Raw genomic sequence first — 15288 nt, forward strand, 5'->3', positions numbered from 1 at the left:
GGTTTTCATCGCCAACGGATTCCGCTCCGCCCGGCGTCAAGCCTCCAAGCAGCCCTCCGCCCCCGTCCGTCCCCATTCCCAGGATTCAATGGCGTTACTTTTGCGAATATGTTAAATAAAGATTCCCCAAATCAGCAATACTCACATGCCCGGCTGATGATTACATCGGAATATCCAAATCCATAAATTTCGGCCTTCGTCAGTTTCCCGTTCAAAGTGGCCACAATTTCCTTCATGGTGAAATCCGCCATCTCTTCCAAAGACACGTGTTTTTCCAGCACATCACCCATGTTGATGTCGTGATTATCTTCCATCCGGCGGTAGGTTTCTCCGTTTCCGGTCACTTTTAATACGGGGGCAACCGGATTGCCGATGGAGTTGCCCCGGCCTGTGGTGAAGACTACCAACTGGCAGCCGGCGGCTATTTTGGCGGTGGTGGAGATCATGTCATAGCATGGGGTGTCCATGAGGATCAGCCCTTTTTTGGTGGGCGGCTGGGCGTAGTCCACCATCTCCATGATGGGGCTGTGGCCGCCTTTGTGGATACAGCCTAAAGATTTTTCTTCCAGAGTTGTGATCCCGCCGTCCTGGTTTCCCGGGGATGGCTGGGTTTTGCGGATGTCCTCTCCAGCGTCGATCTGTTCCTGCTCCCGGCCATGGACGATGTCCAGAATCCTCTGGCCCAGTTCCGGGGTGGCGGCGCGCTTGGCCAGGAGGTGTTCGGCGCCGATCATTTCCACGGTTTCACTGAACATGGAGATTCCGCCCATTTCGATGAGGCGGTCGCTGACAAGGCCCATGACCGGATTGGCAACCAGGCCGGAGGTGGCGTCGGAACCGCCGCATTCCACGCCCAGCATCAGTTCGGAAATGTCGCATTCTTCCCGCATACAGGTGGACGCCTCGGTGATCATCTTTTGGGCGATGTGGGTGGCTTTGGCGATGGTGTTAATGGTTCCGCCCTCCTGCTGGATCAGCAGGCCTTCGATGGGCTTGTTGGTCCTCTGCCTTACCAGGGCCAGGAAATCGTCCATTTTGTTCAGTTCACATCCCAAACCGATGGCTACAACTCCGTATATATTTGGATTGGCGCAGAGGCCGACGATGATGTCTCTGGTGCGCTGAAGGTTTTTCGCTGTTTCTCCGCAGCCGTTTTGGTTAATAAATGACACGGCTCCATACAGGCCGTCCGCCGTTTTCCGGGCGACTTCCGCTGCGCAGCCGACGGTGGCCATAATTAACACGTGATTCCGTATTCCCACCGTGCCGTCAGGCCGGCGGTATCCCATAAATTTCATATAAATTCCATCCTTTCTTAACTATAAATTCCCCGGTTAGCGTTTACTGTACGGCGCTGGTTGCGTTGTGGGTATGTACATGACCGCCTTTGGCGATATCCTGTGTTGCAACCGCCATAATTTCCCCGTATTTACGGACCGGCTGCCCCTGGGGGATATCTGTTACCGCAACTTTGTGGTAGATGGGAACTCCGCTGGTGATAAATGTGCAGATTTCGTCGCCGTTCCGGTAACGTACCTGATCCCCATTGCGCAGTTCTGCCGTGACGGTGGCAACATTGTCGCTGGGATGGATTAAAATTGCGTTGAATGTCTGTTCCATGTAAAGTAAGCCCTCCTTTAAACTCCCATTTTAAAATCATGATTCTGTAATATAACCATAATGCAGAATTGATATGACGTCAAGAATCGATTTTCAGTTACAGTTGCCGACCGCATAAAACCAAATATTTTTCATATTTAAAGTGTTTGGAAAATTTCGCAGTTTGGCCTATAATAGTATTCATAAGATTAAATACATTGAAAATCAGCGAGGTAAACCATGGACAACATGCAGCAGGAACCGCAGCATAAGAGACGGGTCCGCTATAAAGGAACCCATCCTAAAAAATACCAGGAAAAATATAAAGAATTACAGCCGCAGAAATACGCGGATACCATCGAAAAAGTGATAAAAAAGGGCAGCACCCCGGCGGGCATGCATATCTCCATTTGCGTGAAGGAGATTCTGGAATTTCTTCAGATAAAACCGGGGCAGACCGGCCTGGACGCCACCCTGGGATATGGAGGCCATACCCTGGAGATGTTAAAATGCCTGGAAAACCAGGGACATCTTTATGCCCTGGACGTAGACCCTATCGAACTTGCAAAGACCAGAAACCGTTTGGCTGATCTGGGTTACGGCCCTGAGATCCTCACCATCCGGCAGATCAATTTTGCCGATATCGACCAGGTGGCCGAAGAAGCCGGGCTTTTTGATTTCGTATTGGCGGATTTGGGCGTATCGTCCATGCAGATTGACAATCCGGACAGAGGATTTTCCTATAAACACGAAGGCCCTCTGGATCTCAGGCTGAATCCTGAAAAGGGGATTTCCGCGGCAGAACGATTAAAAGAGATGGACCGGGAAGAACTGGAAGGGATGCTGATGGAGAATTCCGACGAACCCTATGCCAAAGAGATATCAAAAGCTGTGATCCGTGAACTGAAAAAGGGGAATGAGATTTCCACCACCACCAGGCTCAGGCAGATTATAGAGGAGGCGTTGTCATTCATTCCGGAAGATAAGAGGAAAGAAGCGGTTAAAAAGTCGTGCCAGAGGACATTTCAGGCATTGCGGATCGATGTCAACAGCGAATTCGAGGTGCTGGAAGCATTTCTGGAGAAACTGCCGGGCGTACTGGCTCCCGGAGGCCGGGTGGCCATATTGACCTTCCATTCGGGGGAGGACCGGCTTGTGAAACAGTTCTTCAAACGGTTTTACCGGGAAGGCGTGTACAGTGAGATCGCAAAGGATGTGGTAAGGCCGTCTGCGGAAGAATGCGCCGTGAACAGCCGGGCCAAATCCACGAAGATGAGATGGGCGGTAAAAGCCTGATCTGGGACAGGGGAGAGAGATGGAAACTCCGTATATGTTAATATTATCAGGCGGCATTTATTTCCTGATAGAGATGGAACGGTTGGAAACCGTGGTGCCGCGGCAGCCAAAAGAGGATGGGGATATCCCCGTATTCCTGCTAAACCGTCTGTGCGGTCTGGACGGGCAGGGGGAAAAGAGCGGCTACGTTTTGATCCTCAACAGCGGCGGAGGCCGGTTCGGCGTTGCCGTCCATCTGGCCGAAGGCTTGGAATATGTGAAGGAAGAGGATAAAATGCCGGTTGCCGAAGAGGCCATACGGCGGGAAAACCGGTATCTGGACTGGGTGGTTCCTGTGGAACGGGAACTATGCCCTGGGGCATATGGTCTGAATGTGGCGGAACTATACGAAAAGGCATTGGGCCAGGAACCGGATTATTGGATTTAAAGTGGAGACAGATGGTAAAAGAATATAGAAACCATGGAAAAACAGAAGGTTGGTTCAACGGAGGGAAATATGAGCAGAGCGGAGACAGAAGAAGAGAAAGTTCCCGGTATTTCCGTCGGCATCGGAGAACGGATTTATTTGGTTCCCTTTGAGCGCATCGATGCGATTCAGGAAACGCCCGTGGTGATCCCTGTGCCGGATTCCTCAAAGGAGGTGATCGGAATCACCGTATATGAGGGCCAGACCGTGGCCTACCTGAGGCTGGATGAGGAGCGGACGCTGTCTTCGGCGGTAAAATGCGGAATTCTTCTGAAATACGGGGACGGCAGAAGAATCGGCATGGCGGTTGATGAAATCGGTGATATGTGCGAGATTTCACGGCAGGAGCTGAAAGAACAGGCTGAAGGTCTGAAATATCAGATTTGGAGGGAAATACTGGGTTGATAAGACTATCGGACAGGGAATTTGAATACATTGTTCACTATGTGAAAGAAATTTATGGAATTGCCCTGGAGAAAAAAAGGGTCCTCATTGAATGCAGGCTGAACAGAGAACTGGATAAATGTGGAGCGGATTCTTTCAGCGCCTATTTCCGCATGGTGGAGAGAGATAAGAGCGGAAAGATGGGGGAGGAGATGATACACCGCCTTACCACCCATTATACATATTTTTTGAGGGAACCCCAGCATTTTGATTTTATCCGGGATAAGATACTTCCGGAGGTGGAGAAAAACGGGCCGCGAGAGTGTTATTATATCTGGTGCGCAGGCTGCGCCACAGGGGAAGAATGCTATACCCTGGCCATGGTTTTAAAGGATTATGAGAGCAGCGGAGGCCGTCTGCCTCCTTATCAGATTGTGGCCACCGATATATCGGAGAAGGTGCTGGAACAGGCCAGAAAAGGCTGCTATCCGGTAAAGGAGATGAAGGGGTTTCCTGTTTCCTGGCAGAAAAAATACTGTACGGTGCTGGGGGACGGCACATTCCGGCTGGATGGAAGCCTGAGGGAGAAGATCCAGTTCAGAAATCAAAATCTGCAGGAAGCCCCCCATCCGGTGAGAAAATACGACCTGGTTCTGTGCCGGAATGTTATGATCTATTTCGACGCGGATGTGAGGCAGAAAATTGTCAGGAGTTTGGAGGACAGTTTGAGAAAGGGAGGATATCTGCTTGTGGGGCATTCGGAACTGCTTTCCAGAGGCAACACGACTCTTGAATGCGCAGGGCCGGCCGTTTATAAAAAGGAGTAGCCTATGGATCGGGATGAAGGTTTGGAATCCGGCTTCAGCGGCCGGGTGATTGTGATGGGGGCATCCGCAGGGGGCCCGGGCATTTTGCTGGATATATTAAAAAAACTGCCGGACACCACCTCCGGGATTGTGGTGGTCCAGCATCTCTGTCAGGGGTTTACGCCCCATTTAGTGAAGATTATGGACGAACAGTGCCGGATGAAGGTGAAGGAAGCCGCTGATTTAGAACCCGTATGTGACGGAACCGTATATTTAGCGGCGGCAGGAAGCCATCTGAAGGTTATGAAAGGAAAAACAGGATTTTACCTGAGATATTCGGGGAAAAAACTGTATAACGGCGTCTGTCCGTCGGCGGATGTGCTGTTTGCATCGGCCGCATGCGCTGGAAAAATGGGGATGGGAATCATTTTAAGCGGTATGGGAAAAGACGGAGCAGAGGGGCTTTTGCAGATGCGCAGGGCCGGGGCCCTGACTGTCGGGCAGAATAAGGCCAGCAGCCCTGTTTATGGAATGCCCTATGAGGCAAAAAAAGCGGGAGCAGTTATAATAGAATGCACACCGGAACAAATCGTGGAACAAATTATCAGGTTTTCCGGGAGAGAGGAATAGAGGATTATGGAAAAAGAAATATTGATTGTGGATGACGCCATGTTCATGAGACGTATTATCAAAGAGAGCCTGCAGGATGGAGGCTTTAAAAATCTTTTAGAGGCCAGAGACGGAGATGAGGCGGTAAGGATCTGTAAAAAGGAGAATCCGGACCTCGTATTTTTAGATATTACCATGCCGGGAAAATCCGGGATGGAGGTATTAAAGGAGCTTTTGCATATAAAACCCGATTTGAAAGTGATAATGTGTTCTTCCATCGGACAGGAAGAAACGATACGGAAGGCGTTTCTGGCAGGCGCGGCTGATTTTATCGTCAAACCGTTTCAGAGAGAACGCATAGCGGCGCTTGCCGGTAAATATCTTGAATAGAATTGAAATTAAAAAAGTGCGAGGGATAAAGGGATGAAAAATAAATACAGGGATATGAAAGTTGGAAAGAAGCTGTTAATATCATTTGCGGGTATTCTGCTGCTGTACGCGGTTACGATTGCCGGCGCCCTGATGGCAGTGCGCAGTATTTCGGCTGCTCTGGAGGACTTTTACAATAAACCTTATGAAGTGGTTGGAACGGCGATGAAGATGCAGGCATCGATACAGGGGGTGGGAAGGGATCTGCTCTGTGTCGCTGTTGTGGATGACGAAGAGAAGAAACATGAATATCTGGAGGAGATGAAAACATTTATAGAATATATTGAATCCGGCGTCCCTGAACTGCTGAATAACGAGGCTGGAGACAATACGATCATAAACAAGGTGGGAGACAAGCTGGATGAGTTAAGGCCGCACAGGGATCTTGTGATCCAGCATTTAGAAGCAGGGGAAAATGAACAGGCCCTGGAGGTCTACCGCAGCCAGTATGAACCCAAGGCCATGGAGGCAAGAACTGCCCTCAGCAGTCTTGTGGAGAGTGCCACCAAAGAGGCGGATGATTATCTCAAAACGGCAAAAAATGTTGAGAAGATGATGATAACGTTCATTTTGGTTCTGGCCGCTGTTGTTGTGCTGCTGTCCACGGCTGTGTGGCTCATAACTACCAGAGGCATAACCGTTCCGGTCAATGAGATTCAAAAGGCGGCGCAGCAGGTGGCGGAAGGGAATCTTCACCCTGACCTTACATATGCTGCAAACGATGAGCTGGGTGAGCTGGCGGATAATATCCGCATGACGGTGAGCAACCTCCACGAATATGTATCGGAGATAGAAAAAGCTATGGTTGCGGTGGGCAACGGACAGCTTAAATATAAATCAGAACTGGTTTTTAAGGGAGAATTTGCCACGGTGAACCAGGCCATGGATAAGATAACCCAGCTCCTTCAAGGGTCCATGCAGCAGATCAGCAGCAGCGCGGAGCAGTTATCCGTTGGAGCCGAACAGCTTTCGAACGGAGCCCAGGTTTTATCCCAGGGAGCGTCTGAACAGGCCAGTTCCATCGAAGAGCTGGCCGCCAGCATTAACGAGATATCCGAAAGCGTCAGCAGCAACGCTGAAAATGCGGTGAAATCCAGCCAGTTGGCGGATCAGGTGGGAAATCAGGTCCTGGACAGCAACCAGCAGATGAAACGCATGATGGCGGCAATCGAGGAAATAAAGAAAAATTCCGGAGAAATCGGCGGAATTGTAAAAGAGATCGAAGATATCGCGTTCCAGACCAATATTCTGGCTCTGAACGCGTCGGTGGAAGCAGCCAGGGCAGGGGAAGCGGGCCGCGGTTTTTCCGTGGTGGCGAATGAGATCCGCAGGCTTGCGGCTAAGACGTCCAGCGCCTCCAAACTGACGGCCCAACTGGCGCAGAAGAACACGGTGACGGTGGAAGAGGGGATGCAGGAAGCCGGCGACACGGCCCAGTCCTTGATGAAGGTAGTGGACGGAATGCAGGGGGTCACAATTATGACAGACCGGATTTCCGACGCGTCGGTGCAGCAGGCCGAGGCCATTGTCCAGATCAGAAAGAGCATAGAACAGATTTCAGACATTGTACAGGGCAATTCCGCCACATCGGAAGAGAGTGCTGCGGCCAGTGAAGAGTTATCTGCCCAGGCCCATCTTCTGAAGGATCTGGTAGAACGTTTTGAAATTGATGATTGAGGGAGAAGGGATTATGGATAAGAAGATATTGGTGGTGGACGATGCGTTGTTCATGAGGGCAATGCTGAAAAAGATATTAAAGGAAGGCGGTTTTAATCATATACTGGAGGCCCTGGACGGAGACGAAGCGTGCAGTATCTATGAAGAGGAAAGGCCGGATCTGGTGCTCATGGATATTTCCATGCCTAAGTTGAATGGAATCGAGGCGCTGAAACGGATCCGGGAGATGAATCCCCAGGCATTGGTCATCATGTGTTCGGCAGTGGGACAGGAGGCGATGATTGTGGAAGCGCTGGAAGCCGGAGCCCTTGAATTTATCATAAAACCGTTTAAACCGGAGCATATACTAAAGCCTGTAAAGGCAGCGCTGGGAATCGGGGAGGAGTGAGAATATGAAACATTATTCAGAATTGGATGAGATGTCACATGATATCCTGCGTGAGCTGGGAAATATAGGGACCGGCAATGCCATAACCTCTTTATCAAATATGATTGGGTATTCTTTCAGCGTGGAACTTCCAGAAGTGGAGATCGTGGAATACAGGGAAGTCCCCGATCTGCTGGGAGGGGCGGAAGTATTTGAAACGGGAATCATGCTTCATATCAGCGGGGATTTGTCCGGCATTTTCATGTTTCTGCTGGATGAAGCGTTTACAAAGAGCGTGCTGAATTCCCTTTTGGGAGAGGAAGACCGGGATTTGACGGCAATGGATGAGATGTGCCGGTCCGCTGTCTGTGAGATCGGAAATGTGGTCTGCTGTTCCTATATCAATGCGCTGGCGAAACTGATGAATGTTAAGATACATGTGTCGGTTCCCGACATCTGCAGCGATATGGCCGGGGCTATTTTAAGCGTGCCCATGATCCATTTTGCCAATGTGGGTGAGGAACTTCTGATGATAAAAAACAGGTTCAGCGCCGAACAGCTTTCCTTTACCAGCCATGTGCTGTTTTTGCCGGAACTGGAGTCGCTCAGCAAGATATTGAAAGTGCTTGGGGTGTGATATGGACGCGGTTGTGGTGGGAATTGCAGATGGTAAAACAGTAAAACACCCGGGAAAACTGGTGACATATGCGCTGGGGTCCTGCGTGGGCATCTGTTTATATGATCCGCTGGCCAAAGTAGCAGGAATGGTTCATATCCTCCTGCCGTATCAGAAAGAGGCGGTGAACGCGAAGAATTCCTATAAATTCGCGGATGCGGGAGTGCTGCTTCTGATCCGTGAGATGGAAAAAATGGGCGCTCTGAGATCCAGGATGACGGCTAAACTGGCGGGAGGCGCGGAGATGTTCCAGTATGCCGGAGCCGGAACCAAGATCGGCATGCGCAATGTACAGGCCGCGAAAGAAGCCCTCAGACAGGCAGGTATCAAAATTTCTGCGGAAGATACAGGCGAGAATCACGGACGCACCATCTGGTTTTCTGCTGAAACGGGAGAGCTGGAAGTGAGACGGGTTGGCGGAAGGACAATGATATTATAAATATACCCTTTTAATGGAGGAGTGGTTATGGATATAACGGATAAGCAAACGGTTTTGATAGTGGATGACAGCATATTTATATGCGGACAGATAAAGATGATTTTGAAAGATGAAAATCTGATACTGGCTGAAGCGCATTCAGGGGAAGAGGCGATTCTGGAGCTGAAACGCTGCAGGCCGGATTTAATTCTTTTGGACGTTGTGCTTCCGGATACGGAAGGGTACGAGCTGTGCCAGAAGATAAAGGCGCAGGATCAGAATCAGGCATCCATTATTTTCATAACGTCTAAGGACAGCGACGAAGATGTGGTCAGGGGATTTTCCATGGGCGCCTGTGATTATATCAAAAAGCCGTTTAAAAAAGATGAACTGCGCTCCAGGGTCCTGGCCCATTTGAAGATGAAGAAACAGAAGGATGAGCTGGACAGGATGAACAGGGAACTCCAGATGAACATGGAGAAATTGAATTATATGGCTTTCAGAGACGGGCTGACCGGTTTATACAACCGCCGTTATGTACAGGATGACCTGTTGGATCAGATGGCTGATGAGAGCCGGAACAATGTCAGCGATGTAATTATCATGGGGGATGTGGATAATTTCAAACGGATTAATGACCAATACGGGCATGAGGCAGGCGACATGGTACTGGTCTGCATCTCCAATATCATGGAATCCGTCTGCAGACGCCATAAGGTGGTCAGGTGGGGCGGAGAGGAATTTTTAATTGTGCTGTTCTCCGTGACTGAGGAAGAAGCGTATGAAATCAGTGAAAGGGTGAGGCTGGAGATTGCAGGATTCCCATTCGTACATAATGGGGTGGGATTCCGGTGCACCATCACCCTGGGGCTCAACACTTATGACAAAAGCGTGAGCATGGATGAGAATATAGCCCGGACGGACAAAGCTCTGTATTACGGTAAAAAACATCAGAAAAACTGCAGTGTCTGGTATAGAGAAGGATTAGAGGAGTAGGTGGATATGGGATATTTTGACAGCGATACGCTGGAGATGTTGGATATCTATCTGCTCGAAACAAGCCAGCTTATGGAAAAACTGGATGTAATTTTGATGGACGGGGAGAAATCGGAGACATTTTCGGAGGAAGATATAAATCAAATATTCCGCATCATGCATACCATAAAGAGTTCATCGGCGATGATGGGCCTGACAGAACTGTCGGAAATCGCCCATAGCCTGGAGGACGTGTTTGCCATGCTGCGGGATCATGCCGTTTTGTCGGAAGGCAGGCAGAAAGGGCTGTTGAATCTGCTGTTTGGGGCCTCCGACTTTATTCAAAGAGAGTTGGAACTGATGGTGCATGAGGAATATAAACCATCAGACCCGGAAGGGATGAAACAAGAAATCGCCCAGGCGTTAACCCGGCTGAAAGCGAAGCTGGATTCCCGGGAACCTGTTCCGGGACAGGACAAAACGCCTGAAAACCACGAAACAGACGCCTGCTGGATCAAAGTCTTTTTTGAAAGCGACTGTTGTATGGAACACTTACGGGCCTATATGCTGATGCGCCAAATCAAAGAAGTGATCCCTGACGCCGTCAGCATCCCAAAAAGCCCGGAAAGGGATGAGGGAGCGGAGGATTACATCAGGGAAAAGGGGTTCCTCATACAGGTTCCCCCGGATTTGACCAGCCAGGCTTTGGAAATAATAGGAAGAGGATTATTTGTCCTCCGGTGCGAATTGGCAGGAGGCGGGGGGGCGGAAATGTCCGGAAAGCCGGAAGGGTCTGGAGAGGCGGAAGCGCCTGGAAGGCCGGATGGGGTTGCGGGAGCGGAAATGTCTGGAACGCCGGAAGGGTCTATAAGGCCGGAAATGTCCGGCAGGGCGTGGGCGGATTCAGGAAAGTCTGAGCCGGGAATGGGGAAGTCTTTATCAGGGCTTTCTGAAGCGGCGCAGGAAACGGGAAATTCAGGAGCTGGTATGCGGGAGGAGCCTTTGGAGAAGGAAACGCCCATGACCGGCCCGGCCAAGCCGTCACCCGGAACCGAGGCGGAGAAGCCCCCGGCCGGTCAGGAAAAAACAGTCAGGAATCCTTTAAAAGACAACGGGGAACCGGCTTCCAGAGTGGATATGGATTACGTAAATGTGAGGCTGGACCGCCTGGACGAACTGCAGAATCTGACCGGGGAACTGATTATTTTGATGTCGGCATTCCGCAATGAGCTGAAACTTCCCCGTTATGCGGAACTGGAAGAGCGTTATGGCTATTCGGCAGGGCAGATTCTGAATGATTTGGAAAAAACCGTGATGAATATGAGAATGGTCCCAGTAGCCCAGATCATTCCAAAACTGAAACGCATAGTCCGGGATTTGGGGCGGAAACAGGGGAAAATGATTGAATTTGTGGCTTCCGGCCAGGAAGTGGAAGCGGATAAATACATTGTAGAGCAGCTATATGAAGCCAGCATGCATATCATCCGCAATGCGGCCGATCATGGAATTGAACCTGCGGAAATGAGGAGAAGGGCCGGGAAAGAGGAGTACGGCACCATTTCATTTGAGGTGGAGAGTTCCGGGGGAGATATGATTGTGAGAATCAGCGACGACGGCCGGGGCATCGATGAAGAAAAACTGAGAAAAAAGGCCAGAGAAAAAAATCTTTTTACCAAACCGGAGAAAGAATATTCTCTGGAAGAAATCTATGAACTCTGCACCCTTCCGGGCCTGTCCACCAGAAAAAAGGCGGATGAATACTCAGGCCGGGGGGTCGGGATGGATATCGTGAGAAAGATAACGGAAGACAACGGAGGCCATTTGCGGATTGAGAGCAAAAGGGGAAAGGGCACATCCATTATTATGGACCTCCCCCTGGCCCACACCATCGTGGAAGCTGTCCGTTTTGAAGTGGATGGCTGCATGTTCAGCGTGCTTTCCCACCAAGTCTGCCGCTTTACCGAATGCCGGCCGGAGGAGACGCCGGTTCATGAGGAGCACGGCCGCCGGGTTCTCCTGTATGAGAATCAGATATTCCCGGTGATTGACATCGCTGATTTTTACGGTCTAAATAAAACGCCGGGCGCCAACAGAATCCTGATTCATGTAAAAGGGATCGAAAAACAGGCGTGCCTGCTGGTGGACCGGGTTTACGGGGAAGAAAAACTGGTACAGAAGCCGCTGCCGTCCCTATTCGGGAATAAATTTCAAAGGCAGACTGCCATGAACGGATGCAGCGTGCTGGGAGATGGAAACATCTGTATGGCAGTTGACGTGGAAACTTTAATTTCACTTGCATCCTATGAGGCTGGGAAGGGAGTGACCCCAAATGGTAAATGAGACAGAGCGGAAACTGCTGTGCTTTTCCTCTGATGGAGAAATCTACGCCGTGGAGTTTTCGGATATCGCAGAAATCTGCACCCATGTCAGACTGCAGGCCGTACCCCGCCAGCCGGATTATTTTTGCGGTGTATTTTATTACAAAGGAAGTATTGTTCCTGTTGTGGAGATTGCCTCCACCGGCCGGACCGGGGCAGAAGAGAATGCTGCCGTTTTAGTCGTTAACGGCGTCCCGGATTTATACGGAATCCTGTTGACCGGTTCTCCGTGGATGGAGAGCGTCAGCGGCAGCAATCTTGTGGAAGACTATTCAGGGGCCGTGATACCTGGCTGCTGGGCTTCGAAAGCGGTCTACTGCAAAGAAGACAAAATGATCTGTCTCCTGGATATCAGACGGAGCCAGGAGATGATGGCGGATGTAACGCCATAAAGAAGGGGAAGCTGCGGCGGGAGACCGCAGATGATAGGAAGCGGGGGGCGGATTCCGACCCTAAGAAATACTTGGTCTTCAAGGGCGGAAAAAGACAGGGCGGTGCCCATTCACGGTGAACTCTTTATGGGACTTCACCGTTCAGTGGGCACCTCAGAAACTGATTTGGTTTTCAGTTTCTGCCTGTCTTTTTCCACCCTTGAAGACCAAGTATTTCTAAGGGTCTGCATATGCCCCCCGCTTCCTATCATCTGCAGTCTCCCGCCGCAGCTTCCCCTTCTTCATGGCTGTGTACTGGCTGCACGAAAAATAAAAAGATAAAAAGATAAAAAGATAAAAAGAGTAAAAGATTAAAAACTCCCATCCTATTTTTGTTGCTTTATATAGAGAAAACCAGCAGGAAAGCGGGAGGAGGCGGAGGCCGGAGGGCCAGGGATGCCCAGGGGCCGGGGGGAGCGTCCGCCAGCGGTGCAGGAAGCCATCTGGAAACCGTTAGTGGAACTTAGTCTGCAGGCATCAAAAAAGACGGGCAGAAACTGAAAACCGAATCAGTTTCTGAGATGCCCACTGAACGGTGAACACCCATAAAGGGTTCACCGTGAATGGGCATCGGACCGTCTTTTTTGATGCCTGCGGACTTTAGTTCCACTTACGGTTGGAAGCCGGCTTGCTGCACCGCTGGCGGACGCTCCCCCCGGCCCCTGGGCATCCCTGGCCCTCCGGCCTCCGCCTCCTCCCGCTTTCCTGCGTAACGTTCAGAATAAAATTCCCTCCCGCCATATTTTTTGAAAAAAGTGAAAGATTCCCCCCATTTTGCTGGTATATTACTATATAAAGATCTTTATTAAGAAGCACAGAATACATTCAGCTGAAAACAAACTCTCGAAAGGGAATCACAACCATATGAAAACGAATAAAAACAAACACAATCAACAGGGACGAAATGGAATGGAAAACAGCTCTGAGATACCAAATACCAGCCAGGAAGAACTGTACCGCGCCTGTGAGCCTGTGGCCCGCCTTGTGAGCCGGAGAATACTGTATCCCCTGGGAACCAGGGAAGATGTGGAGGAAGTGGTGCAGGATGTGATGTGCTGCCTTTTGACCTGTCCGGAAAAATATGACCAGGACCGGGCCGGTTTAAAGACCTATGTGGCTGTTTTGGCGCGGAGCAGGGCTTTAAATCTGCGTAGAAAACTGTCCAGGGAACAGACGGTTCCAATGGAAGGAATGTTAGAAATCGGATTGGAAGACAACCGGGTGATGGAGCGGGAAGAACTGAAGGATCTCATAAGCCGCACGCTGAAAGCACTGAAACCCAAGGAACAAAAACTGTTCACCATGAGGTTTTTATACCATATGACCATTACGGAAATCGCAGAACAGGGCGGTCTGTCGCGGGCCGCTGTGGATATCAGGATCTGCCGCCTGAGAAAAAAGCTGGAGCATATTTTTTCCGAAGAAGGGATTATCATTCGGGAAAACAACGACACAGGAGGTGTGAAATGAAACAATTTGACGAGTTGGAAAATTACATAGACGACCATTTGATGATGCAGCTTTCAAAGGATCTCTTCACGGAACTGCCCTCATCTCCATCGGAAAAACGGAGAAAACCGGTCCGGAGGACTATGGCGGGAGAATGGCTGGCGGCGGCTGCCTGCCTTCTGCTGGTGTTTGCAGTTTGGAATTTCAGCAGCATTACGGCAGCGGCGAAAGGGCTGGCGGCATTTTTGTTCGGTGGGACGGTTACGGAAGGGGAAACTGACGGATACTATGTGCTGAGAGAGGCTGCGGCATTTGGAGAAAACGGCGGGTACTGTCTGGAACTGGCATATAGGGATGGAAATGATGTGTATGCTGTGATAACCAAGAACAATGCGGACGGCCTGGGGCCTGTCAGACTGATGGTGGACGGGAACGTTTATGAAGATTTGTATGGGGGAAACAAAGGCCTTACGGTTGCTGAAACAGCTCCCGGGGAGGAGGGGGGAAGTACCTCCATAAAAGGAAAGAGCGAGATACAGTGTCATTTTACCGGGGTGGAAATGAAGAATCATATGACATTTCAGGTGGAGGGGCAGAGCGTTGCCGTCAGTTTGGAATCCCCTCTAAGATTTGCTCTGAACCAGAACATGAGCATGGAAACGGCAGGGATCAGGTGGACGGTTTTCCCTCTGGCGCCTGACCGCAGCATGGTGGGAGTCAGCATGGAGGAAGAATCTGTGTGGGGATCCGGTAAATATCAGTACAGCCTGAAACTTTTAAATCCTGTTTTCATCGGCGCAGATGAAAGAAAATATGAGGCGGAGAGCGTGGGAGAGGATACTCAGGTTTGGAAGATATCTGAGAAGGCTGAGGAGCCGGTCATCGGTTTTGAAACCAGGGGAGTGAGATATGAAATCCATGATTTTGATGAAGGGCTTCTCTCTTACACGTTTCAGGTTCCTGAACGCGGCAGTTCTACAGAGGTTGATGATGTGCTGGTTCTGGACGGCCTGGAACTCAGGGTCAAAAGGGTGACGAGAAGTGAAGAAGACCATATTAAACTGTCTTTTGAACCGGAGACGGAACTGGGCACGCTGATGGGCGGAAGCATGAGGGCAGAAAAGCAGACTTCCCACGGATGCGGGGCCGGGGGAGATGAGTTTTCGTTATCCGTGGGATATACCTATTATGTGATGGCGGATGACCAAAAAACAGTAAAGGAAACCGTTCATCAATTCCCATATCAGACCGGGGATCAGATGACAGTGACAATTGAAGAGCTGAGGATTGAGAAAGAAGTGGAGGGTGAGGTGAGGTTTTAGGTTTGC

18 protein-coding genes are annotated in these 15288 nt (G+C 50.3%); 16 read left to right on the top strand and 2 right to left on the bottom strand.

Annotated elements, in window-relative coordinates; all coding sequences use genetic code 11:
* Window positions 1-131: 131 nt before the first annotated feature.
* Together GPL15_RS15045 and GPL15_RS15050 are read right to left on the bottom strand one after the other, a co-directional pair.
* A complete protein-coding gene (locus GPL15_RS15045; protein ID WP_215699504.1) occupies window positions 132-1298 on the bottom strand; it encodes a UxaA family hydrolase in 1167 nt (388 codons plus the stop codon).
* Window positions 1299-1341: 43 nt separating this feature from the next.
* The gene (locus tag GPL15_RS15050) at window positions 1342-1620 is read right to left on the bottom strand and encodes a UxaA family hydrolase (RefSeq protein ID WP_215699505.1); all 279 of its coding nucleotides are present in this window, start codon (window positions 1618-1620) and stop codon (window positions 1342-1344) included.
* 219 nt (window positions 1621-1839) lie between these two features.
* Here GPL15_RS15050 and rsmH point away from each other — a divergent pair, with 219 nt between their 5' ends.
* From rsmH to GPL15_RS15130, 16 genes are all read left to right on the top strand, one after another.
* Entirely contained in the window at window positions 1840-2895 is a 1056-nt protein-coding gene (gene rsmH / locus GPL15_RS15055; protein WP_346344985.1) for a 16S rRNA (cytosine(1402)-N(4))-methyltransferase RsmH, read from the top strand.
* Between the two features lie 34 nt (window positions 2896-2929).
* Window positions 2930-3322: a hypothetical protein gene (locus GPL15_RS15060; RefSeq protein ID WP_215699506.1), complete on the top strand. Its 393-nt coding sequence runs from the start codon at window positions 2930-2932 to the stop codon at window positions 3320-3322.
* Between the two features lie 69 nt (window positions 3323-3391).
* Window positions 3392-3766, top strand: a complete 375-nt coding sequence (locus GPL15_RS15065; protein ID WP_215699507.1) for a chemotaxis protein CheW — start codon at window positions 3392-3394, stop codon at window positions 3764-3766.
* Window positions 3763-4572, top strand: a complete 810-nt coding sequence (locus tag GPL15_RS15070) for a protein-glutamate O-methyltransferase CheR (protein WP_215699508.1) — start codon at window positions 3763-3765, stop codon at window positions 4570-4572. The genes GPL15_RS15065 and GPL15_RS15070 overlap by 4 nt, the downstream gene beginning before the upstream one ends.
* Before the next feature lie 3 nt (window positions 4573-4575).
* Entirely contained in the window at window positions 4576-5181 is a 606-nt protein-coding gene (locus GPL15_RS15075; RefSeq protein WP_215699509.1) for a CheB methylesterase domain-containing protein, read from the top strand.
* Between the two features lie 6 nt (window positions 5182-5187).
* A complete protein-coding gene (locus tag GPL15_RS15080) occupies window positions 5188-5550 on the top strand; it encodes a response regulator (RefSeq protein WP_215699510.1) in 363 nt (120 codons plus the stop codon).
* A gap of 33 nt (window positions 5551-5583) precedes the next feature.
* Window positions 5584-7266 (top strand): HAMP domain-containing methyl-accepting chemotaxis protein, encoded by a 1683-nt coding sequence (locus GPL15_RS15085; RefSeq protein WP_215699511.1) that lies wholly within the window; start codon window positions 5584-5586, stop codon window positions 7264-7266.
* A gap of 13 nt (window positions 7267-7279) precedes the next feature.
* The gene (locus GPL15_RS15090; protein ID WP_215699512.1) at window positions 7280-7654 is read left to right on the top strand and encodes a response regulator; all 375 of its coding nucleotides are present in this window, start codon (window positions 7280-7282) and stop codon (window positions 7652-7654) included.
* Between the two features lie 4 nt (window positions 7655-7658).
* Entirely contained in the window at window positions 7659-8270 is a 612-nt protein-coding gene (locus GPL15_RS15095) for a chemotaxis protein CheC (protein WP_215699513.1), read from the top strand.
* 1 nt (window position 8271) lies between these two features.
* Window positions 8272-8748 carry a chemotaxis protein CheD gene (locus GPL15_RS15100; RefSeq protein ID WP_215699514.1) on the top strand — a complete coding sequence of 159 codons (477 nt, stop codon included), beginning with the start codon at window positions 8272-8274 and terminating at the stop codon, window positions 8746-8748.
* Between the two features lie 27 nt (window positions 8749-8775).
* Entirely contained in the window at window positions 8776-9723 is a 948-nt protein-coding gene (locus GPL15_RS15105) for a diguanylate cyclase (RefSeq protein WP_215699515.1), read from the top strand.
* Between the two features lie 6 nt (window positions 9724-9729).
* Complete coding sequence (locus tag GPL15_RS15110) at window positions 9730-12042, top strand: chemotaxis protein CheA (protein ID WP_215699516.1); 2313 nt, start codon at window positions 9730-9732, stop codon at window positions 12040-12042.
* Window positions 12032-12472, top strand: coding sequence for a chemotaxis protein CheW (locus GPL15_RS15115; RefSeq protein WP_215699517.1), 441 nt, complete (start codon window positions 12032-12034; stop codon window positions 12470-12472). Before GPL15_RS15110 ends, GPL15_RS15115 begins: the two co-directional genes overlap by 11 nt.
* 30 nt (window positions 12473-12502) lie before the next feature.
* Window positions 12503-12793: a hypothetical protein gene (locus tag GPL15_RS15120; RefSeq protein ID WP_215699518.1), complete on the top strand. Its 291-nt coding sequence runs from the start codon at window positions 12503-12505 to the stop codon at window positions 12791-12793.
* A gap of 582 nt (window positions 12794-13375) precedes the next feature.
* Window positions 13376-13981 (top strand): sigma-70 family RNA polymerase sigma factor, encoded by a 606-nt coding sequence (locus GPL15_RS15125; protein WP_215699519.1) that lies wholly within the window; start codon window positions 13376-13378, stop codon window positions 13979-13981.
* Window positions 13978-15282, top strand: a complete 1305-nt coding sequence (locus GPL15_RS15130; RefSeq protein WP_215699520.1) for a hypothetical protein — start codon at window positions 13978-13980, stop codon at window positions 15280-15282. Before GPL15_RS15125 ends, GPL15_RS15130 begins: the two co-directional genes overlap by 4 nt.
* The last annotated feature ends 6 nt before the right edge of the window (window positions 15283-15288 follow it).

The sequence above is a fragment of the Clostridium sp. MCC353 genome (assembly GCF_018785315.1).
GTDB lineage: Bacteria > Bacillota > Clostridia > Lachnospirales > Lachnospiraceae > CHH4-2.

Bases quoted from the DNA above. Each gene is read 5' to 3' on its own strand.
- GPL15_RS15045 (WP_215699504.1), bottom strand. From the start codon at position 1,298: ATGAAATTTATGGGATACCGCCGGCCTGACGGCACGGTGGGAATACGG.
- GPL15_RS15050 (WP_215699505.1), bottom strand. From the start codon at position 1,620: ATGGAACAGACATTCAACGCAATTTTAATCCATCCCAGCGACAATGTT.
- rsmH (WP_346344985.1), top strand. From the start codon at position 1,840: ATGGACAACATGCAGCAGGAACCGCAGCATAAGAGACGGGTCCGCTAT.
- GPL15_RS15060 (WP_215699506.1), top strand. From the start codon at position 2,930: ATGTTAATATTATCAGGCGGCATTTATTTCCTGATAGAGATGGAACGG.
- GPL15_RS15065 (WP_215699507.1), top strand. From the start codon at position 3,392: ATGAGCAGAGCGGAGACAGAAGAAGAGAAAGTTCCCGGTATTTCCGTC.
- GPL15_RS15075 (WP_215699509.1), top strand. From the start codon at position 4,576: ATGGATCGGGATGAAGGTTTGGAATCCGGCTTCAGCGGCCGGGTGATT.
- GPL15_RS15080 (WP_215699510.1), top strand. From the start codon at position 5,188: ATGGAAAAAGAAATATTGATTGTGGATGACGCCATGTTCATGAGACGT.
- GPL15_RS15085 (WP_215699511.1), top strand. From the start codon at position 5,584: ATGAAAAATAAATACAGGGATATGAAAGTTGGAAAGAAGCTGTTAATA.
- GPL15_RS15090 (WP_215699512.1), top strand. From the start codon at position 7,280: ATGGATAAGAAGATATTGGTGGTGGACGATGCGTTGTTCATGAGGGCA.
- GPL15_RS15095 (WP_215699513.1), top strand. From the start codon at position 7,659: ATGAAACATTATTCAGAATTGGATGAGATGTCACATGATATCCTGCGT.
- GPL15_RS15100 (WP_215699514.1), top strand. From the start codon at position 8,272: ATGGACGCGGTTGTGGTGGGAATTGCAGATGGTAAAACAGTAAAACAC.
- GPL15_RS15105 (WP_215699515.1), top strand. From the start codon at position 8,776: ATGGATATAACGGATAAGCAAACGGTTTTGATAGTGGATGACAGCATA.
- GPL15_RS15110 (WP_215699516.1), top strand. From the start codon at position 9,730: ATGGGATATTTTGACAGCGATACGCTGGAGATGTTGGATATCTATCTG.
- GPL15_RS15115 (WP_215699517.1), top strand. From the start codon at position 12,032: ATGGTAAATGAGACAGAGCGGAAACTGCTGTGCTTTTCCTCTGATGGA.
- GPL15_RS15120 (WP_215699518.1), top strand. From the start codon at position 12,503: ATGATAGGAAGCGGGGGGCGGATTCCGACCCTAAGAAATACTTGGTCT.
- GPL15_RS15125 (WP_215699519.1), top strand. From the start codon at position 13,376: ATGAAAACGAATAAAAACAAACACAATCAACAGGGACGAAATGGAATG.
- GPL15_RS15130 (WP_215699520.1), top strand. From the start codon at position 13,978: ATGAAACAATTTGACGAGTTGGAAAATTACATAGACGACCATTTGATG.